The sequence below is a fragment of the Saccharothrix mutabilis subsp. mutabilis genome, from assembly GCF_039521145.1.
Taxonomy (GTDB): domain Bacteria; phylum Actinomycetota; class Actinomycetes; order Mycobacteriales; family Pseudonocardiaceae; genus Actinosynnema; species Actinosynnema mutabilis.
This window is the reverse complement of sequence record NZ_BAAABU010000001.1, coordinates 582,329-601,131: the sequence shown is the minus strand read 5'-3', so window position 1 is coordinate 601,131 and position 18,803 is coordinate 582,329. Positions and strand designations below refer to the sequence as shown.

The 18,803-nt window shown below is 74.1% G+C and carries 17 protein-coding genes; 8 read left to right on the top strand and 9 right to left on the bottom strand.

Features of this window, described 5'->3' with window-relative positions:
• Positions 1-30 precede the first annotated feature (30 nt).
• The 4 genes from ABD126_RS02825 to ABD126_RS02810 form a co-directional block, all read right to left on the bottom strand.
• Complete coding sequence (locus ABD126_RS02825; protein ID WP_343931983.1) at positions 31-594, bottom strand: hypothetical protein; 564 nt, start codon at positions 592-594, stop codon at positions 31-33.
• An 85-nt stretch (positions 595-679) separates the two neighbouring features.
• Positions 680-2,287, bottom strand: coding sequence for a DUF885 domain-containing protein (locus ABD126_RS02820; RefSeq protein WP_343931982.1), 1,608 nt, complete (start codon positions 2,285-2,287; stop codon positions 680-682).
• A gap of 165 nt (positions 2,288-2,452) precedes the next feature.
• A complete protein-coding gene (locus ABD126_RS02815) occupies positions 2,453-3,844 on the bottom strand; it encodes a pyridoxal phosphate-dependent decarboxylase family protein (RefSeq protein ID WP_343931981.1) in 1,392 nt (463 codons plus the stop codon).
• The gene (locus tag ABD126_RS02810; protein WP_343931980.1) at positions 3,841-5,100 is read right to left on the bottom strand and encodes an MFS transporter; all 1,260 of its coding nucleotides are present in this window, start codon (positions 5,098-5,100) and stop codon (positions 3,841-3,843) included. The genes ABD126_RS02815 and ABD126_RS02810 overlap by 4 nt, the downstream gene beginning before the upstream one ends.
• 105 nt (positions 5,101-5,205) lie before the next feature.
• Here ABD126_RS02810 and ABD126_RS02805 point away from each other — a divergent pair, with 105 nt between their 5' ends.
• The 3 genes from ABD126_RS02805 (at position 5,206) to ABD126_RS02795 (ending at position 6,777) form a co-directional block, all read left to right on the top strand.
• Complete coding sequence (locus ABD126_RS02805; RefSeq protein ID WP_343931979.1) at positions 5,206-5,346, top strand: hypothetical protein; 141 nt, start codon at positions 5,206-5,208, stop codon at positions 5,344-5,346.
• A gap of 88 nt (positions 5,347-5,434) precedes the next feature.
• Entirely contained in the window at positions 5,435-5,845 is a 411-nt protein-coding gene (locus ABD126_RS02800) for an Hsp20/alpha crystallin family protein (protein ID WP_343931978.1), read from the top strand.
• A 65-nt stretch (positions 5,846-5,910) separates the two neighbouring features.
• Positions 5,911-6,777, top strand: a complete 867-nt coding sequence (locus tag ABD126_RS02795; protein ID WP_343931977.1) for an LLM class flavin-dependent oxidoreductase — start codon at positions 5,911-5,913, stop codon at positions 6,775-6,777.
• A gap of 684 nt (positions 6,778-7,461) precedes the next feature.
• On the opposite strand, the gene ABD126_RS02790 is transcribed toward ABD126_RS02795, so the two are convergent.
• Both ABD126_RS02790 and ABD126_RS02785 read right to left on the bottom strand, forming a co-directional pair.
• Positions 7,462-8,832, bottom strand: a complete 1,371-nt coding sequence (locus ABD126_RS02790) for a pyridoxal phosphate-dependent decarboxylase family protein (protein ID WP_343931976.1) — start codon at positions 8,830-8,832, stop codon at positions 7,462-7,464.
• Positions 8,833-8,921: 89 nt separating this feature from the next.
• Positions 8,922-10,148: an MFS transporter gene (locus ABD126_RS02785; protein WP_343931975.1), complete on the bottom strand. Its 1,227-nt coding sequence runs from the start codon at positions 10,146-10,148 to the stop codon at positions 8,922-8,924.
• A gap of 93 nt (positions 10,149-10,241) precedes the next feature.
• Here ABD126_RS02785 and ABD126_RS02780 point away from each other — a divergent pair, with 93 nt between their 5' ends.
• Both ABD126_RS02780 and ABD126_RS02775 read left to right on the top strand, forming a co-directional pair.
• Positions 10,242-10,721 carry a GNAT family N-acetyltransferase gene (locus ABD126_RS02780; RefSeq protein WP_343931974.1) on the top strand — a complete coding sequence of 160 codons (480 nt, stop codon included), beginning with the start codon at positions 10,242-10,244 and terminating at the stop codon, positions 10,719-10,721.
• Positions 10,722-10,779: 58 nt separating this feature from the next.
• On the top strand, positions 10,780-13,020 hold the full coding sequence (locus ABD126_RS02775; protein ID WP_343931973.1) for a LuxR C-terminal-related transcriptional regulator: 2,241 nt from the start codon (positions 10,780-10,782) through the stop codon (positions 13,018-13,020).
• A 33-nt stretch (positions 13,021-13,053) separates the two neighbouring features.
• Here ABD126_RS02775 and ABD126_RS02770 read toward each other — a convergent pair whose 3' ends face one another.
• Positions 13,054-13,671 carry a response regulator gene (locus ABD126_RS02770; RefSeq protein ID WP_343931972.1) on the bottom strand — a complete coding sequence of 206 codons (618 nt, stop codon included), beginning with the start codon at positions 13,669-13,671 and terminating at the stop codon, positions 13,054-13,056.
• Positions 13,668-14,798: a sensor histidine kinase gene (locus ABD126_RS02765; RefSeq protein ID WP_343931971.1), complete on the bottom strand. Its 1,131-nt coding sequence runs from the start codon at positions 14,796-14,798 to the stop codon at positions 13,668-13,670. Before ABD126_RS02765 ends, ABD126_RS02770 begins: the two co-directional genes overlap by 4 nt.
• Before the next feature lie 215 nt (positions 14,799-15,013).
• Here ABD126_RS02765 and ABD126_RS02760 point away from each other — a divergent pair, with 215 nt between their 5' ends.
• Together ABD126_RS02760 and ABD126_RS02755 are read left to right on the top strand one after the other, a co-directional pair.
• Positions 15,014-15,436, top strand: coding sequence for a PH domain-containing protein (locus tag ABD126_RS02760; RefSeq protein WP_343931970.1), 423 nt, complete (start codon positions 15,014-15,016; stop codon positions 15,434-15,436).
• Complete coding sequence (locus tag ABD126_RS02755; protein ID WP_343931969.1) at positions 15,433-16,932, top strand: PH domain-containing protein; 1,500 nt, start codon at positions 15,433-15,435, stop codon at positions 16,930-16,932. Before ABD126_RS02760 ends, ABD126_RS02755 begins: the two co-directional genes overlap by 4 nt.
• On the opposite strand, the gene ABD126_RS02750 is transcribed toward ABD126_RS02755, so the two are convergent.
• Positions 16,905-17,180: a hypothetical protein gene (locus tag ABD126_RS02750; RefSeq protein WP_343931968.1), complete on the bottom strand. Its 276-nt coding sequence runs from the start codon at positions 17,178-17,180 to the stop codon at positions 16,905-16,907. The genes ABD126_RS02755 and ABD126_RS02750 overlap by 28 nt on opposite strands.
• Before the next feature lie 168 nt (positions 17,181-17,348).
• On the opposite strand from ABD126_RS02750, the gene ABD126_RS02745 reads away from it, so the two are divergent.
• Positions 17,349-18,767: a S1 family peptidase gene (locus tag ABD126_RS02745; protein ID WP_343931967.1), complete on the top strand. Its 1,419-nt coding sequence runs from the start codon at positions 17,349-17,351 to the stop codon at positions 18,765-18,767.
• The last annotated feature ends 36 nt before the right edge of the window (positions 18,768-18,803 follow it).

Genomic DNA, 18,803 nt, shown 5'->3' with positions numbered 1-18,803 from the left:
CCCGCCGTCACCGCAGCGGCCCAGCCGCCGTCACCGCAGCGCGTCGGCCAGCCGGTCCAGCGCGGTCGACCAGGGGCGGGCCGTGAGCAGCGGCACGCCGTGGCGCCCGGCCTCGGCGGCCAGCCACGCGGCGTACTGCGCGCTGTCGTGGGCGCGTTTGCGCTGGGTGCCCGACGACGGTTCGCGGATCAGGTAGTTGCGCTCCAGCTGCCCCGCCTCGGGCTCGTGCACCAGGACCGACCGCACCTCCGGCCCCCACTTCGCGCAGAACTCCGGCAGCAGGTAGTCACCCTCCAGCACCAGCGGCAGGTCGGTGTCCAGGTGGTTCTCGATCACCGCCGCCAGCGCCGGCTCCAGGGCGCGCGCCAGCGCCACCTGCGCCTCCACGACCTCGTCGGCCGTCAACCCCGCGTCGGAGTTCGTGCGCCAGTAGTGCAGGGCGGGTTGCGCGGCGGGCGTCGTGACCGCCTGGGTGGCGACCACCAGGTCGTCCACCTCCACCAACGCCGCACCCCGCGCGCGGGCGGTCGGGTACGACAACGCGCTCTTGCCGCTCCCCGAAGCCCCGCCGATCAACAACACCCGCCAGTCCACGGACCGAAGCGTGTCAACCGCCGCACGCGGCGGCAAGCCGGAAAGACCCGCCCTCAGCCAACGCTCAGGGCGGGCGTGACCCCGGTCACGCGGCGGTCCGGGTCCACGCCGTCACCACCTCCGACAGCAGTCCCAGCGGCACCCGGCCCTCCGAGAGCACGACCTCGTGGAAGTCGCGCGGGTCGAAACGCGCGCCCAGCGCCCGCTCGGCCTGCGTCCGCAGCCGCTGGATCTCCAGCCGCCCCACCAGGTAGGCCAGCGCCTGCCCCGGGTCGGCCAGGTACCGGTCCACCTCCGCCTCGATCGCCGCGTGCCCCATCGGCGTGTGGTCGCGCAGGAACGCCACCGCGCCGCGCCGCGTCCAGCCGTTGGCGTGCAAGCCGGTGTCCACCACCAGCCGCGCCGCGCGCAGCGAGTCCAGTGCCAGCATCCCCAGCCGGGACAGGTCGTCGGAGTACAGGCCCATCTCGTCGGCCAGCCGTTCCGCGTACAGCGCCCACCCGTCGGCGAAGGCGTTCATCGGCGCGGTGCGGCGCAGCGCCGGCAGGTCCGTGCGCTCCTGCCGCAGCGACACCTCCAGGTGGTGGCCGGGCACGCCCTCGTGGAACGCGGTCACCTCGGCCTCGTAGCGCATCCGCTCGCCCGGCCGCTTGGTGTTGACGTAGTAGGTGCCCGGCCGCGACCCGTCCACCGACCCCGTCAGGTACGCGGGCGGCGTGGTCGGCGACCCGGACCTCGGGTAGGCGGCGACGGCGCACGACCGCGTCGGGACGCGGTGGAACCACCGGGGTGCCGCCGCCTCCGCCCGCCGCACCGCCTCCCGCGCGGCGGCCAGCATCTCCGCGCCGTCGTGCCACCGCAGGGCCGGGTCGTCGCGCAGGCGGGCGAAGATGTCGGGCAGGTGCTGCGTGCGGAACACCCGCCACCCCAGTTCGGCGTACTCCTCGGCGAGCCCGGCCAGCACGTCCAGCCCCACCCGGTGCAGCCGCTGCGCGGAAAGGTCGGTGGTGGTGTGGGCGCGCACGGCCGTCTCGTAGGCCGCCTCGCCGCCGGGCAGCCGGCACACGCCCGCGTGGTCGTCGTCGCGGCCGTGCGGCAGCACTTCGGCCAACAGCATGTCGCGGTACTCCAGAATGGCGGTGGTCGCGATTTCCCGGCCTTGCCCGCGGCAGATCTCGTCGATGTTCGCGAGTTGGTTGTCCAAATGCGCGACTGCGGCCCGCACGAGTCGCGCGACCGGCGTTCGACCCGCCGCTGTTCCGGCACGGTGCCGTTCCGAGAGGGTGCGGAAGAATTCGGGCAGTCGCTCGATGCGGCGCAGGTGCGCGGCGCGCTGCCGGCGGGTCCGGACCGGCAGGGTGGCCAAGGTCAGCAACAGGCCGGGCACCGGGGTGGTCAGGGCGTCGCCGATGGTGAACTCCACCCACCGGCACGCGATCCGGTCCCGCTCGGCCCCGACCTGCTGGAGCACGACGTCCCGGGTGATGCGGTCGGTGGCGCGCAGGCCCGCCGGGTCCACCGCCCGCGCGCGCTCGCCCAGCCCGGCCAGCGCCCGGTCGAACTCCGCGTCGCGGTCCTCGCCGAAATCCGGCAGGCGGTCGTCTTCGGTGGTCCCGCGCAGCGCGGCGGTGGTGGGACAGCGGTTCGCCAGGGTGTCGTGAAGTTCGTCGGCAATGGCCCGGACAACGGACATGACGCCTCCCCCAAGGCAATCGGTGTTGTGCCCGGATCGTGCCACGGATTCCCGGAGAACGGGGAAGGAGAGGCGCAGGTGGACCCCGAAGAATTCGCACTCGGGACGATTGCTATGGTTGACGGCGTAGCTCGGGTTGAATCCCGGTCCGGGCGCAGCTGTGCCTCATGAGTACAGCACGCCGAGGAACTCCACCAGCAGCCGTTCGCGCAACGCGGGCCGTGCGGCGGCCAGCAGGGTGTTGACCGTGGCCATCCGCTCGGGCAGCGCCGCCCCGCCCCCCAAGCCCGCCGCCGCGAGCAGCCCGGCGAACTCCTGGGGCGTCAACGCGTCCGGGTCCAGCGCCTCGATGAACGCCACCACCTCCGCCGGCACGTCCACCGGCCCCGCCGCGCGCGCCGCGGCCACCGACGCCCGCAGGTCGGCCAGGAACCCGTCCTCCGCGCCCGCGTTGGCCGCCGTCACGGTCAGGTGCAGGTTCGCAGGCGACGAGCGGTGCGCGAACTGCGGCTGCACGTACCAGTTCCGCGCCCGCATCTCGTCGGCCACCACGAACACGTCCACGTCGTCGGAGGTGAACGCGACCAGCGTGGAGTCCGGCTCGCCCAGCACGCGCAGGCCGTCGATCCCCTCGATCCCGTCCCGGATCACGCGGGTGGACCCCAACGCCGTCGCGGCGAGCGTCCGGTAACCGTCGTCGCCGATGTGCCGCAGCACCGCCCACGCGGCGGCCACCGGACCGCCGGAGCGGGTGGACTGGGTGGTGGAGTTCAGCATCGTGTAGCCGGGCCACGCGGCGCTGGCGAAGTACTGCGGGCGGCGCAGGTCGGCGTTGGCGTGCAGCAGCACGGACGTGCCCTTGGGGCAGTACGCGTACTTGTGCAGGTCCACCGAGATGCTCGTCACGCCCGGCACGGAGAAGTCGAACGGCGGCGCGTCGGGCGCGAAGGGCAGGACCCACCCGCCGATGCACGCGTCCACGTGGCACCGCACGCCCCGCTCCAGGCACGCGGCGGCGATCGGCGGCACCGGGTCCACCACGCCGTGCGCGTACGACGGCGCGCTCACCACGACCAGCACGGTGGTGTCGTCGATCGCGGCGACCATCGCGTCCGGGTCGGCGCGGAAGGTCTTCGGGTCCACCGGCACCGCCACCACCCGCACGCCGAAGTAGTGCGCGGCCTTGTGGAACGCGGCGTGCGCGGTCTCCGGCAGCACGATCGAGGGCGACTCCACGGGCCGGGCGTCCCGCGCGGCGAGCACGGCCAGCAGGCAGGATTCGGTGCCGCCGGAGGTCACCGTCCCGACCGTCTCCGGAGTCCCGCCGAGCAGCCGCGCCGCCGTGGCGACGATGTCGTTCTCCAGCCGCAGCAGGCTCGGGAACGCCGTCGGGTCCAGGCCGTTGACCGAGGACGCCGACGCGTGCGCCCGCGCGGCGAGGTCGTCCAGGCCGGGCACGGCGCTGTCGTAGACGTAGGCCAGCGTCCGGCCGCCGTGCGTGGGCAGGTCACCGGCGCGCAGCGCGGCCAGCTCGGCCAGGACGTCCTCGGGGGTCATGCGGTCTCCTCACGGGGCAGCAGCGGCAGGGCGAGCACGACCAGCAGGGCGGGCAGGGCGGTGAACCCGAGCAGGGCGGCGGTCACGGCGCTGCCGGGCTGCACGGCGTCGCCGGTGCCGGCCACGTACCCGCCCAGTCCCAGCACCAGCCCGTACACCCCGGGTCCCAGCGCCAGGCCGAGCGTCTCGCCGGCCGTCCACACGCCGGAGAACAGCCCGGCGCGGGTGTCGCCGGAGCGCCGTTCCTGCGCGGTGATCACGTCCGGCAGCATGGCCAGCGGGAACACCTGCATGCCCGCGTACCCCACCCCGATCACCGCCATCAGCGCGAGCACGGCGGCCACCGGCAGCGCCCGGGACGCGGTCAGCCCGACCACGGCGGCGGCGAACAGCAGCGACGCCGCCACCAGCCCGAACCGCTTGCCGCGCCGCCGCCCGACCCGTTGCCACAGCGGCATCACCACCAGCGCCGGGCCGACGAACCCGACGAACAGCCAGGTCTGCAACGACTGGTCGCCCAGCACGAGCCGGGCGAAGTAGTCCACGCCCGCCAACATCGTGCCCAGCCCGACCGCCTGCACCACGAACACCGCCAGCAGCAGCCGGAACGCCCGCGACTCCCGCACCGCCCCGACCAGCTCGCGCAACCCCGCCGAGGCGGGCACGTGCCGCGCCACGTCCCGCGTGCCCAGCACCGTCACCACGGTCCCGACCAGGATCAACGCCCCGACCGCCACGCCCATCAGCCCGTACCCGCCGGCCAGGTCCCGCACGGCCGGCGCGCCCGCCCCGCTGACCAGGATCGCCAGCGCCAGGAACGTGATCCGCCACGCCATCAGCCGCGTGCGCTCGTCGTAGTCCTCGGTGAGCTCCGCCGCCATCGCCACGTACGGCACCTGGAAGAACGCGTAGGCCGTCGCGCATAGCAGGAACACCACGGCCACGTACGCCGCGCCCGCCGCGCCGGTGAACGGCCCGGCGAACAGCAGCGCGAACAGCACCGCCACCGCGACCCCGCCGCGCAGCAGGAACGGACGCCGCACGCCCGCCCGGTCGCTGATCCGCCCCGCGACCGGGTTGAACAGCACGTCCCACGCCTTCGGGGCGAGCACCAGCAGCCCGGCGACGGCGGCGGGCACGGCGAGCCGGTCGGTCAGGTAGGGCAGCAGGAGCAGGCCGGGCACGGTGCCGAACGCGCCGGTGACGAGCGAGCCCGTCGCGTAGCCGGCGCGGACCCGGGTGGTGAGCTGGGTCATAGGCGGAAGATCTTCGCATTTCCAGCGTGATCCACCCAACACCCGGGTGTGAACACCCGGGAGCACGGGTACGTGTCCCCGGAACCTGTGAGAGGGAGTACGACGATGGGCAAGCACAGACTCGGCACCGCCGACGGGCAGTGGGGTGGACCGGAACTGGTGGAGGACGCCGAGTCCGCCGCCGAGACCGCGCACCTGCCCGTGGTCGAGGAGCAGTCACCCTCCGGAGCCCCCGACACGGAGTAACAACTTCACCCGTTCGGACGAGAGTGTGCCCGCTTGGAGCGGGTACACCCCGTTCGACGTGCCCGAAACCCACCGAGAGGTGACGGTCGTGGAGTGGCTGACGGTCCACCGGGGTCGACCGGACCCGGGGCCGCTGCGCGAGATGGACCTCTGGTGGAACCTCATCGGCCGGACCCTGGGGCGGGACTGGGACGTCACCACCGACGACGGCGACCCGCACGCGGTGGACGTCGTCGTCACCCGCGACGCCTACCTGATCGCCACCGTCCTGCCCGGCCCGGACGTGCTGGTCGAGGTGCACGACCACGACGTGCGGGCGGACGGCGTGCCGGTGCTGCGCTCGCGCGTCGGCATCACGGCCCGCCGCCCGCCCGACGGCTTCTACTTCTGCGCCACCATCCCCGCCGTGGTCGACGTGGACCGCATCGAGGCGTGGCTGCTCGACGGCGTCCTGGTCGTGCGCGCCCCGCTCACCTGGGCGGGCCGGGCAACCGCGTGAGCCCCGCTTGACACACGAACATCGCGCGTGTTCGATCGAACAGATCGAGTGATTGGAGCTGGGGGATGCGCGCGGGGATCACGATCCTGCCGGAGTACCGCTGGACCGAGGCGAGGCCGAAGTGGCAGGCCGCCGAGCGGTACGGCTTCGCCAGCGCCTGGACCTTCGACCACGTCGCGTGGACCCCGTTGTCCGACGGCCCGTGGTTCAGCGCGGTGCCGACCCTGACCCTGGCCGCCACGGTCACGTCCCGGATCGAACTGGGGATGCTCGTGGCATCACCCAACTTCCGCCACCCGATCCCGTTCGCCCGCGAGCTGACGGCTCTGGACGACGTCTCCGACGGCCGCTTCACGCTGGGCGTGGGCGCAGGCGGCCAGGGCGGCTACGACACGAAGGTCTTCGGCGGCACCAACCTGGTTCGCAGCCCGTCCACCCGCTACGCGGAATTCGTGGAACTCCTGGACCTGCTCCTGACCCAGGACGACGTCACCTACAACGGTGAGTACTACCGAGCCGCCAACGCCCGCAACCTGCCGGGCTGCGTCCAGAAGCCGCGCATCCCGTTCATCGTCGCAGCCAACGGCCCGAAGTCCCTGGCGCTGGCGGCGCGCTTCGGCCGGGGCTGGATCACCACGGGAACCCGCCACGACACCCTGGACAACTGGTGGACGTCCTTGGCGGACCTCTCCGCACGCCTGGACGACACCCTGGGCGACAACCCGAACTTCCGCAGAATCCTCCAAACCGACGCCGCTCCGGTCTACTCGCTGTCCAGCACCGAGTGCTACCGCGACTTCCTGGGCAGGGCGGAGGCTCTGGGCTTCACCGACATGGCCGTCCCGTGGCCACGCGCCTCCGGCCCCTTCGCCGGCAAGGAAGACATCCTAGAAACAGTCGCCACAGACATCCTCCCGACCCTGCACGCCTGAGCGGCGAAGCCGAGCGGGCAGTCACCGGAGGGGACACACCCCAACCCGGGCTTCTTGCTTGTGTCATCTCCGTATGGCCCGCCCGAAGGGCTACCACATTTTCCCGGGGTTGGGCCAAAAAGTTTTGCGAGGAACGAGCAAAAGTTTTTCGACCAACCCCGGGAAAATGTGGTCGGCTTTGCCGGGCCATGCGGAGATGACACAAGCAAGAAGCCCCCGCTTTTTCTTTTGCTTTTGTGTCATCTTTGGCGGCCTGCCCGCCGGCGAGGCTCTTTTACGCTTTGGACTGACGCTGTCGCTCTCAAGCCCACGCTTCGCGGGTCCTCACGGAACGCGCTCCGCGCTAATTGAGGATGAACGCGCTTCGCGCTTGGGAGCGCTTCGCGCGTTGAAGGACGCGCTGGCGCGCTCTCAAGATCAAAAGCGGCTGGGGAGGCCGCCAGTGGGGGGAAGGGCCTGCGTGTTCCCCACCGCATGACCTGGCGGAGCCGACCACACTTCTCGGGGGTCGGTCGAAAAACTTTTTGCTCGTGCCTCGCAAAAACTTTTTGGCCCGACCCCCGAAAAGTGTGGTAGCCCTTCGGGCAGGTCATACGGTGGGGAACACGAAGGCCCCTTGTGGCTGGGAGCCCAGCCGAAAAGCACGCCGCTGCGCGGCGAAGAGCGGCGCTTGCGGCGAAGGGGCTAGTTCGGGAGCGCCTTGACGATCGCGGCGTAGACGCGGTCCGTGTCCTCGTCCGTCGTGCGCCAGTTGCTGAACGCCGCCCGCATTGCCGGCTGCCCGGCATAAACCGTCGGCGTCAGGAACGCCTCGCCCGACCCGTTCACGCGCTCCATCACCTCGCCCACCTCCGCCCCATCCACCGCGAAACACACGACATTCAGCCGCACCGGAGCCAACAACCGCACCCCGGCCGTCCCGTCAAGCAACGCCCCCAACCGCCGGGCCTGTGCCACGCACCGCTCCACCACCTCGCGATGTCCTTCCCGCCCATACGCCGCCAGCGCGAACCAAGCCGCCAACGCCCGCAACCGGCGCGAGTTCTGGGGAGTCAAGTGCACGAAGTCCGGGTCGTCGGTCGGCAGGCCGAGGTAAGCGGCAGCGTTCTGGAACACCCTCACCTGCAAGTCGCGTCGCCGCGTGAACTGCACCGCCGAGTCGTACGGCACGTTGAGCCACTTGTGCAGGTCCACGCACACCGAGTCGGCCTCCGCCAACCCGTCCACCAAGTGCGCGTGCTCGCCACTCAACGCGGCGAACCCGCCGAACGCGGCATCGACGTGCAGCCAGAACGGGTACCGCTCCCGAAGTCGCACCAACGCCCGCAGGTCGTCGAAATCCACCGTGTTGACCGTCCCCGCATTGGCCACCACGACCACCGGCCCCGAAACCGACCCCAGCACCCCCTCCAACGCCCCCACGTCGACCGCCTCCCGCTCGGCCAACGTCGGCACGAGTCGGACGCAACCCCTGCCCAGGCCGAGCATCGACAACGCCTTGTATACGCTCGAATGCGGCGAACCGGACAACACGGTCACCTCACCCAGCGCCGCGACCCCCTGCTCCGCCACCGAAACGCCGCGCTGCTCGCCCAGCCACTCCCGCGCGAGCGCGAGGCCGACGAAGTTCGACATCGTCGCGCCGCTGACGAAAGCGCCGGTGTGACCGTCCACTCCGAACAGTTCGGCCAGCCACCGCACGGTCTCCCGCTCCAGCTCGGTCGCGGCCTCCGCCCCACTCCGCGACGACGGGTTCTGGTCGAACGCGCCGGCCAGCCAGTCGCCCGCCACCGCCGCCGGCGTCGCGCCGCCGGTGACGAAACCCAGGTAGCGCGGACCGGCGGAGGCGGCGAACCCGTCCGCCCACCGCTCACCGAACTCCGCCAGCGCGCCCGCGAAACCCCCGCCCACCACCGGCAGCGCACGCGGATCGGCCGTCACCGCCGGGCTCACCGGGCGGTCACCCAACCCGGCCAGCACGTCCGCCGCGTACCGGCGGGTGGTGTCGAGCACGTCCGGCAGGGCGGCGAGGTCGGCGGCCAGCACGGGGTCCACGGGGTCACTCCAAGGGTCTCGGGGAACGCGTGCCGACCCTGACACGCGCCCGGAACCGCTGTCGCGGGCCACTTCCGCGAAACTGGACTTCAGCCCGACGCCTCCACCGACGCGCGCCGCACCAACCCGCGCACCTGCCTGCTGGACAACGACCAGCACGTGACCAACGCCAACACCACCGCCCCGGCCAGCAACGTCGTCTCCGTGCCGAACCGCGTCCCCAACGGCCCGGCCACCACCTCACCCGCCGGCAACGCGATGAACGACCCCAGCATGTCGTAGGAGTAGACGCGGGCGAGCTTGTCCGGCGGGATGTTCTCCTGCAACGACACGTCCCACGCCACCACGAACACCTCGCCCGACAAGCCGACCACGAACATCGCCAGCAGCAACGGCAGCACGTGCGGCGCCTTGGCGAGCGTGATCAACGGGATGACCTCCAGCAGCACCACCGCCACCCCGGCGAACAACGCCCGCCGGGGCCGCCAGTGCGCCATCAGCACCCCGCCGACCAACGCGCCCATCGTCTGCGCGGCGATCACGAAACCCCAGGCCGTGCGCCCGATGGACTGGTCGGCCACCGCCGGCCCGAGCACGAACAAGCCGCCCGCCAGCACCGCGTTCACGACCATGAACTGCAGCACCACCACCCACACCCAGGTGTGCTCGGTGAACTCGCGCCACCCGTCGGCCAAGTCCTTGAACGCCGACCCGGCCGCGCGCGGCGTCCGCTCGACCCGCACCGCCCGGTACGCCAGCGCCGCCGCGACGAACACCCCCGCGTTGACCGACATCGCCCACCCCGGCCCGAACACGCCGACCAGGACGCCGCCGACCGCCGCCCCGGTGAACCGGCCGCTGTTGACGAACATCCGCGCCACCGCGTTCGCCTGCGTCAGGATCGCCGCGGGCACGGTCTGCGGGGTCAGCGCGGCAGCCGCGGGCAGCGACATCGCCGACGTCACGCCGTTGGCGATGCTGAGCACCACCAGCAGCGGCAACGTCGCGAACCCGCCCAGCACGCCCACCGCGATCACGGCCTGCGTGGTGGCGGCCAGCAGCGCGGTGCCCTGCAGGATCACCGAACGCGGCAGCCGGTCGGCCAGCATCCCGCCGAACAGCACCAGCAGCACCACGGCCAGCGACCGCGCGCCGACCACGACCCCGAGCTGCACCAGACTCCCCGTCACGTCCAGCACGGCGAACGCCAGCGCCACGGGCGCGATCGCGTTGGCCAGCTCAGCGCACCCGCGCCCCGCCACCAACCGCCGGAACACCTGCTCCCGCAACGGTGTGAACAGCCCCCCGTCTCGCACCGCCCGACCCCCTGTCGAGTTTTTCCCGCCATTGTCCCGCTGTGCGGCGGAAAAACCGGCCGGTTTGCCGAACGGACCGGTTGACTGGGGGTCGTGGACGACATCGAGGTGCGTGCCGCGCGACCGCGTGAACTGGCCGCCGTCGGCGAGTTGCGGTGGCGGTGGGTGGAGGAGGTGCACGGGTCGGTGCCCGTGCCGCCGGCGGAGTTCGTGCCGCGGTTCGCGGACTGGGCGGCGGCGAACACGGCCTCGCACCGGTGTTCCGTGGCCGTGCGGGACGGCGTGGTGCTGGGGATGGCGTGGCTGGGCGTGGTGGCGCGGGTGCCGCACCCGCGGTCGTTCGACCGGGCGTCCGGGGACCTCCAGTGCGTGTACGTGCGGCCCGCCGACCGGCGGCGCGGGGTGGCCGGGCGGCTGGTCGGGGACGTGCTGGCGGCGGCCCGCGACCTGCGGCTGGAGCGGGTGACCGTGTACTCGACCGAGCGGGCGGTGCCGAGCTACGTGCGGGCCGGGTTCGCGGTGTCGCCGGTGCTGCTCCAGGTGGACCTGCGGGTGGCGCGCCCGTCCGGGTGATTTCCGCAGAAGGCGTATCCCCCGCCGGCCGGTCCCCTCCTTGTCCCCGGGAGGTGCCATGACCACGAGTTCCACCGACGTGCTGAGACCCGGCGGGCCGCGTGCGGTTCGCGTCGCGGGCGCCGGCCGGTCGCGGTGGCTGGCCGAGCTGGCCGGGGCGGCGCGGCGGGACGGGATGGCCGTGGTCCACGCGCGTGCCGCCGAGGCCGACCGGTTCGTGCCGTTCGGGGTCCTGCGGCGGGCGTTGCGCGGGGTGGAGGCCGTCACCGCGCAGAACGCGTTGTTGCTGCTGGGCGCTGTGCTGCACGCGTCGCTGGACCGTGCCGCGTGCCTGTTCAACGCCGTGGAACGGCACCGCGTGCACCGCACCGCCGCCGAACTGGTCGAGTCGATCGCGCGGACCCCGGGCCTGCTGGTCGCGGTGGACGAGGCGCACCTGGCCGACCCGGCGACCCTGGAACTGCTGGACCACCTGTTCCGCCACCCGCCGACGGCCCACGTGGTGATCGCGGTGGCCGACGACCACCGCCTTCGCCTGCCCGCCGACACCCACCTGGTCGAGACCACCGCCGCGGAGGACCGGAGCCGACCAGACGCCCCTTGCACGGCCGCATCTGCCGCGCCGAGCGGGTCCGGGTCGGGCGGGTCCGGGTCGGGCGGGTCGGCGTCGGGCGGGTCGGCGTCGGGCGGGTTGGGGTTGGGCGGGTTGGGGTCGGTCGAGGGACTGGTGGCCGCGGCCGAGGCTTCCGCCCGCATCGCGCCCGCCGTGGCCGCGCACTGGCTGGACGCCGCCCTCCGCCGCACGCCCCGCGCGGACACCGCCACCCGCCGCGACCTCCTGCGCGGCCTGGTCGCCGCGACCCACGCCGCCGGTCGGCCGCACGAGCACCGCCGGGCCGTGCGCGACCTGCTCGCCCTGTGCCCGCCCGACCGGCCCGAGATCGCCCTGCGCTGCGCCCTCACCGACCGCGCCCAGGGTCGGCACGCCGACGCGAACGCCCTGCTCGAACGCGAGCAGCGCGACCTGACCGACCGGCGTGGCCGGTTGCTGCTGGCGATCGGCCTGGCCGCCGACCCCGCCGCCGACCGCACCCGCGCCGACCACGTCGTGCGCGCCGCCCGCCGGCTGGGCGACCCGGCCCTGCTGGTGGCGGCGCTCGCGGTCCGGCTGGGCAAACCCGTCGACCGCCGCACGCCCCACCTCCTGGAGGAGGCCGTCGCGCTCGCCGCCGGCGCCGACTGCCCGCCGGAGGCCCTGCTGTGGCTGGGCCGCGCCCTCACCGCGCTGGAACGCCCCGCCGACGCCCTGCGCCACCTCGACCGCGCCGTCCGCGCCGCCCGCGACGAGGACCGCGGTGACGTCCTGGGCGACCTCGCCCAAGCGCGCGGCGAGGCGTTGGAACGCCTGGGTCGGCTCGCCGCCGCCGCCGAGTGCTACCGCGACGCCGCCGAGACCCACCGGACGACCGGCGCGTCCGACGCCCTGGCCCTGGCCGGCCTGGCGCGGATCGCCGTGTGGCGGGGCGAGGTCGCCGAGGGGCTGCGGCTGGCCGAGCAGGCGGTCGCGGCGAGCCCCGACTTCCCGGCGCACCACGCGCTGGGCCTGGCCGCCCTGCACTCCAACGACCCCGGCCGGTGCGTGGAGCGGCTCCTCGACGCGGGCGGCAGCCTCGACCTCCCGCTGGTGGACCCGCTGGCCACCGTCGAGTGGTGCGCCCTGCTGGCCCTGGCCGACAGCGCCCGCAACCGCACCGCCGACGCCGTCCGCTGGGCGGAGTACGCCCGGTCGATGGTCGCGGAGTTCCCCGGCCGCCTGCGGCACGGCTTCGCCCGCCTCGCCCAGGCCGCCGCCCTGCGCCACACCGACCCCGCCGAGGCCGCGACCGCCGCCGCCCAGGCCGCCGACCTGCTGGAGAAGGCGCACCACCCGGTCCAGGCCGGCCGGGCGAGGGTCATCGCCGCCGCGCTGTTCCGCCAGGCGGGCCGGCCCGAGCGCGAGCGCCGCGAGCTGGACCAGGCCCGCGCCCTGCTGGACGCCTGCGAACCGGGCCTGTTCGACCGCGCCGGCACGACCTGGGCGGGCACGGTCCCCGACCACGGCCTCACCGAGCGCGAGCACAAGGTCCTGACCGTCCTCGCGCAGGGCCTGACCGCCGAGGCCATCGCCCGCCGCATGGACATCTCACCCCGGACCGTCCACCGCCACCTCCAGAACGTCTACCGCAAGCTGGGCACCACCGACCGCCTGTCCACGGTGCTGCGCGCCCAGTCGATGGGCCTGCTGGTGGAGGCGTGCTGATCCGCCCCCCGGACGGCAACCCCCGCGACACCCCTACGCGAGCAACCCGCGCTCGACGGCGGCCATGACCGCGGCCGTGCGGTCGGACACGTCGAGCTTCTTGAACGACCGCAGCAGGTGCGTCTTCACCGTGGCCTCCGCGATGAACAGCTCGCGGCCGATCTCCGCGTTGCTCAACCCCCGCGCGACCAGCGCCAACACCTCGCGCTCCCGGCTGGACAACGCCTGGGGTCGGGGTGTCCGCGCGCGGAACAGCACCTGCGCCACCGAAGGCGACAGGACCGTCTCGCCGCGCGCCGCCGCCTGGATCGCCGTCACCAGCTCCACCCGCGAAGCGCCCTTCAACAGGTAGCCGGCGGCACCCGCCTCCACCGCGCGCAGGATGTCCGCGTCGCTCTCGTAGGTCGTCAGCACCACGACCCGCGTGCCCGGCGCCTCCGCCACGATCCGCGCGGTCGCCTCGACGCCGTCCATGCCCGGCATGCGCAGGTCCATCAGGACCACGTCCGGCTTCGCCCGCACGGCCAGCGCCACGGCCTCCGCGCCGGACGCGGCCCGGCCCACGACCTCGACGTCCGCCGCCTCCAGCATCGCCGACAGGCCCTCGCGGACCACCGGGTGGTCGTCGGCCAGCAGGACCGTCGTGGTCATCGCGCGCTCCCCACCGGCACGGTGGCCGTGATCATCGTGCCCTCGCCGGGGGCCGTGGTGACGGTGAGGCCGCCGCCGACCTCCTCCACCCGGGCCCGCATCCCGGCCAGGCCGAACCCTCCCGTCGCGGCGGCGGGGTCGAACCCGCGCCCGTCGTCCACGACCGCCAGCTCGACCTCGACCTCCCCGAACACCAGGGTCACCGCGACGCGGGTCGCGCCGGCGTGCTTGCGGGCGTTGGCCATCGCCTCCTGCGCCACCCGTAGCAGCACGACCTGCGTGGCCATCGGCAGCGGCACCTCCGTGCCCTCCACGTCGTAGTCGACGCCCGGCCCGGAGGCCTGGCGGCGCAGGGCGTCGGCCAGCGACCCGCCGCGCAGGGCAGGCGGGCTGAGGGCGGCGACGAAGTGCCGCGCCTCGGCCAAGCCGTCCTCCGCCGCCGCGCGGGCCAGCCCGAGCAGCCGGGCCCGGTCGGCGCGCGGGTCGGACTCAGCCGCGTCGATCAGGCTGATGACGCTGGTCAGGCTCTGCGCCAGGGTGTCGTGGATCTCGCGGGCCAGGCGCTCGCGTTCGGCGGCCACCCCCGCCGCGCGGGACAGGCGGGCGGCCTCCGCGCGGTTGCGGCGCAGCTCGTCGACGAGTTGGGCGCGTTCGCGGTTCTGGCGGACGACCTTGGTGATCCACAGGCCCATCAGGGTCGAGACGGCGATGCCCAGCGCGGTGATCGGCAGCAGCCCCCGCAGCTCGGGACCCGCGCCGAAGTGCCACCACACCACCACCGCGGGCAGCAGGTTGCCGACGGTCGCCAGGACCAGCGCCGGCGCGGTGGGCAGGGTCGTCAACAGCATCGGCACGACCGCGAACAGCGCGAACCCGCTGACCGGCTTGAGCAGCACGGCCACCGCGAACAGTCCGAACAGGACACCGGCGAACACGCCGCCGCGCCGGTCCTCCACCGCCATCGCCGGCCGGCCCGCGACCACGTACCAGACCGCGCCGGCGGTGAGCGGCACGACGGCCGCGCTGTCCAGCACCAGCACGGCCGTGACCAGGTAGGAGACCGCGAAGTAGAGGTCCCACAGGACCAGTCGGCGCTGCGGCGCGACGGCCGTTCCCGCTTCGGACACGCGCCCAGTCCTACCAGAGCCGGGTCACCCGCCGGTGTCCACCGGTCGACGGACAGCCGGGTCCACCGACCGGTCGTCCCGGGCCGACCGCGCGCGGACCTAGCGTCGAAGGCGTCGGCGAGCAGGGAGGTAGGAGTCCGTTGTGGACTGGGGAAGCGGGGCTCCGGCCGCCGCGGCACCGGCTGGACCGCCGGGCGATCGGGTGGTGGACGGCCGTGGGGTCGCTGTGGGCGTTGCCGCCGGTGGTGGTGTTCGGGGTGCTGGCGTTGACGATCCCGCCGACGCGGTTCCTGTTCGGACCGTCGGCGGTGGTGTCCGCTGTGGTCGGTCTGGCGTACGTGGTGGTGATGCCGCGGTGGCGGTACCGGGTGCACCGGTGGGAGGTGACCGAGGACGTGGTCTACGCGCGCAGCGGGTGGTTGTGGCAGAAGTGGCGGGTCACGCCGCTGGCGCGGGTGCAGACCGTGGACTCGCTGCGCGGGCCGGTGCAACAGGCGTTCGGGCTGACCGGGGTCACGCTCACCACCGCGTCCACGGCGGGCGCGGTCACCATCAAGGGGCTGGACCGGGCGGTGGCCGAGCGGTTGGTGGACGAGTTGGCGCAGGCCGTGCGGCGGCACGGGGGTGACGCGACGTGACCGGGTGGGAGCGGCTGCACCCCCGGTTGGTGCTGGTCGGGGTGTCGTGGGTGGCCGGGCCGCTGGTGGCGGCGGTCGGGGTCGTGCTGCTGGACGGGGTGACCCCGGCGGCGGTGATCACGCTGGCGAGCCTGGTGGTGACCTCGCTGGTGGTGGCGGGCGTGGTGGTGCTGCGGTGGGCGACCACGCGGTACCGCGTCACGGCGGCCGGGGTGGAGGTCCGGTCGGGGCTGGTGTTCCGGCGGGTGCGGACGGCGGCGGTGGACCGGATCCGGGGTGTGGACGTGACCGCGCGGCCCGTGCACCGGGTGTTCGGGCTGGCGACCGTCGAGGTGTCGACGGCGGAGGGCGGGCTGCGGCTGGACGGCGTGACCCGGGCGCGGGCGTCGGCGTTGCGGGACCGCCTGTGGCCGTCGGGGCGTGAGGAGCCACTGGCCGTCGTGGACCGTGCGTGGCTGAAGTACGGGCCGTTGACGTTCTGGTCGGTCGGCGGGGTCGGGGTGGCGCTGGGTGGCGCGTACCGGGCCTTGGACGCGTTCGGGGTGGAGCCGTACGAGCTGGGGGTCGTGCGGGGCGTGTACTCCTACGTCGCCGGCCTGCCCGGGTGGGTGGCGGTGCTCGGGTTGGTGGCGGCGGTGGTCGTGCCGGGGGCGTGCGGCTCGACGGCGTGGTTCGTGGAGACGTGGTGGGACTTCCGGCTGTCCCGGGTGGGGGAGGCGTTCCGGGTGCGGCGGGGGCTGCTGACCACGCGGTCGCTGACCGTGGACCGGGCGCGGGTGCGGGGTGTGCAGGTGACCGAGCCGCTGCTGTTGCGGCTGGTGGGCGCGGCGCGGACGAACGTGATCGCGGTGGGGGTGGGCACGGCCGATGACCGGTCGTCGGCCGCCGGGTCGGCGCTGCTGCCGCCCGCGCCGGTGGCGTTGGCGTGGCGGGTGGCGTCGGCGGTGCTGGGCGGAGGCGCGGTGGCCCCGCGGCGGCACCCGGTGTCGGCTCCGGGGCGGCGCCCGGTGGCCTTGCGGCGGCACCCGGTGTCGGCTTTGCGGCGTCGCCTGGGGCGGGTTCCGCTGGTCGTGGTGCCGCCGGTGCTCGTAGTCGCGGCGCTCGGCGTGCTGGCTCCGGTGTTCGCGTACGCGGCGCTGGCGGTGGGCGTGGTCGCGTCGGCGGCCGGCGTGTGGCTGGCTTTCGACGCTTACCGGGCGTTGGGGCACGGTGTGGCAGGCGATGTCGTGGTCATGCGGTCCGGCACGTTCGCCCGGCGCACGGTGGTGCTGCGGCGGGAGGGCGTGGTCGGGTGGCAGCTGACCCGGTCGCCTTTCCAACGCCGCAACGACCTGGCCACCCTGACCTTCGCCACGGCCGCCGGCGTGCACGCTTACCGCGTCCGCGACGTCCCGCTAGCGGATGCGCTCGACCTGGCCCGGTGGTCCCTGCACCCACCCGCGCCCGCTCACGCGCCGGCCGTGCGCCCTCACCCCCCGGTCCGGTCCTCGACGTAGCCGGAGGTGGGCCGGTCGACCCGTCCGCCGCCCGCTTCGCGCTGCTCGATGTGCAGCGCCTGCTCCTCGGGGCCGCCGGAGTAGGCGGTGCCCGCGTCCTGGGCGACCTCGTCCGGCTCGTCGTCCACCGGCTCGCCGCCACCGCCGGGCGTGGTCACCTGGATGGCGTCGCGCGCGTGCTCCTCCGGCAGGTAGTCGGCGCGCTCGACGTCTTCCTGCTGCTCCGACCGGATCCGTTCATCACCCATGACCCCCGACTACCCGCCCGCCACCGGCACAAACACCCGCGGCCGGGCCGGCGCCGGCGGTGCTATGGGTTGTTGTGAGGTACCCGGGCCGGTGGGGCGCGCTTACGTTCCGGGGAACCGGCCGGTCCTGCGCCGTGCCGGGGTTCCCTGCGTCGTGAGGAGAGTCGCGTGTTCGGGTTGCGGTCGTCGCCTGTGGTCGTGTCGGTGGTCGGTGTCGTGGTGGCCGGGTTGGTGGGTGGCGCGCCCGCGGTCGCCGGGGAAGATCGGGTGTTGTCGGCCATCCAGCGCGACCTCGGGGTCGCCGACCCGGTTTCGCTGCTCGCCGCCGAGCGGGTCGCGGCCGGGGTCGACCGGAGCGTGCGTCGGGCGTTGGGGGACGGGTTCGGCGGGAGCTGGTTCGACGCCGAGGCGCGGGTGCTGGTCGTCGGGGTGACCGAGGGGCGGCTCGCGGACGACGTGCGGGCGGCCGGTGGGGTGGCTCGGGTGGTCGCGCGGTCCGAGGCGGAGCTGGACCGGGCCAAGGAGAAGCTCGACGGGGTCGCCGGCCGAGCGCCCGACGGGGTGCCCGGCTGGCACGTGGACGCCGCCGCGAACGTCGTGGTGGTCAAGCACCGGCCCGGCACGCGGGACGCCGTCGCCGCGTGGGTCGCGCGCAGCGGGGCGGACGCGCGGGCGGTGCGGCTGGTCGAGAGCACCGAGCGGGCCCGGCCGCTGATCGACGTGGTCGGCGGGAACCGGTACTGGACCAGCCAGTACGGGTGCTCGGTCGGGTTCTCCGTGGTGGGCGGGTTCATCACGGCCGGGCACTGCGGCGACGTCGGGGAGACGACCACCCAGCCCGGCGGCCGGTTCGAGGGGTCCAGCTTCCCCGTGGACGACATGGCGTTCGTGCGCACCGACGCGGGCAACACCCCGGTCGGCGCGGTGAACGACTACAACGGCGGCCGGGTCGCCGTCGCGGGCGCGGAGGAGGCGCCGGTCGGGGCGTCGATCTGCCGGTCCGGCGGCACGACCGGCTGGCACTGCGGCACCATCCGCTCCCGCAACGCGACCGTCGACTACGGGCCGTCCATCGGCAAGGTCTACCAGGCGATCGAGACCACGGCCTGCGCCGAGCCCGGCGACTCCGGCGGGTCGGCCATCTCCGGCAACCAGGCCCAGGGCGTGACCTCCGGCGGTTCCGGCGACTGCAAGGGCGGCGCGGCCACGACCTACTTCCAGCCCGTGCCGGAGATCCTCCAGCGCTACGGCGTCACGCTGGTGACCTCCGACGGCGGACCGCCGCCCGCCTGCGGCACCGCGTCCACCGGCACCCTGGCCTCCCAGGGCACGGCGGTCGAACCGAAGTCCGGCTACTACGAGGCCGCGGCCGGCGCGCACCGGGCGTGCCTCACCGGTCCGGCGAACACCGACTTCGACCTCTACCTCCAGAAGTGGAACGGCACGGCCTGGCGCACGGTCGCCTCCGGCACCGGCCCGACGTCCACCGAGAAGGTCACCTACACGGGCACGGCCGGCCGCTACCGCTGGCAGTTGCGCTCCTACAGCGGGTCCGGCCAGTACACGCTGGAATCGGCCAAGCCGTAGCCGACCCCTTCCTCACGTGCGCGCGGCGGCGGTACG

Excerpts from the sequence above, each read along its gene's own strand:
- ABD126_RS02820 (WP_343931982.1), bottom strand. The coding sequence starts at position 2,287 with ATGTCCGTTGTCCGGGCCATTGCCGACGAACTTCACGACACCCTGGCG.
- ABD126_RS02815 (WP_343931981.1), bottom strand. The coding sequence starts at position 3,844 with ATGACCCCCGAGGACGTCCTGGCCGAGCTGGCCGCGCTGCGCGCCGGT.
- ABD126_RS02810 (WP_343931980.1), bottom strand. The coding sequence starts at position 5,100 with ATGACCCAGCTCACCACCCGGGTCCGCGCCGGCTACGCGACGGGCTCG.
- ABD126_RS02805 (WP_343931979.1), top strand. The coding sequence starts at position 5,206 with ATGGGCAAGCACAGACTCGGCACCGCCGACGGGCAGTGGGGTGGACCG.
- ABD126_RS02795 (WP_343931977.1), top strand. The coding sequence starts at position 5,911 with ATGCGCGCGGGGATCACGATCCTGCCGGAGTACCGCTGGACCGAGGCG.
- ABD126_RS02775 (WP_343931973.1), top strand. The coding sequence starts at position 10,780 with ATGACCACGAGTTCCACCGACGTGCTGAGACCCGGCGGGCCGCGTGCG.
- ABD126_RS02770 (WP_343931972.1), bottom strand. The coding sequence starts at position 13,671 with ATGACCACGACGGTCCTGCTGGCCGACGACCACCCGGTGGTCCGCGAG.
- ABD126_RS02750 (WP_343931968.1), bottom strand. The coding sequence starts at position 17,180 with ATGGGTGATGAACGGATCCGGTCGGAGCAGCAGGAAGACGTCGAGCGC.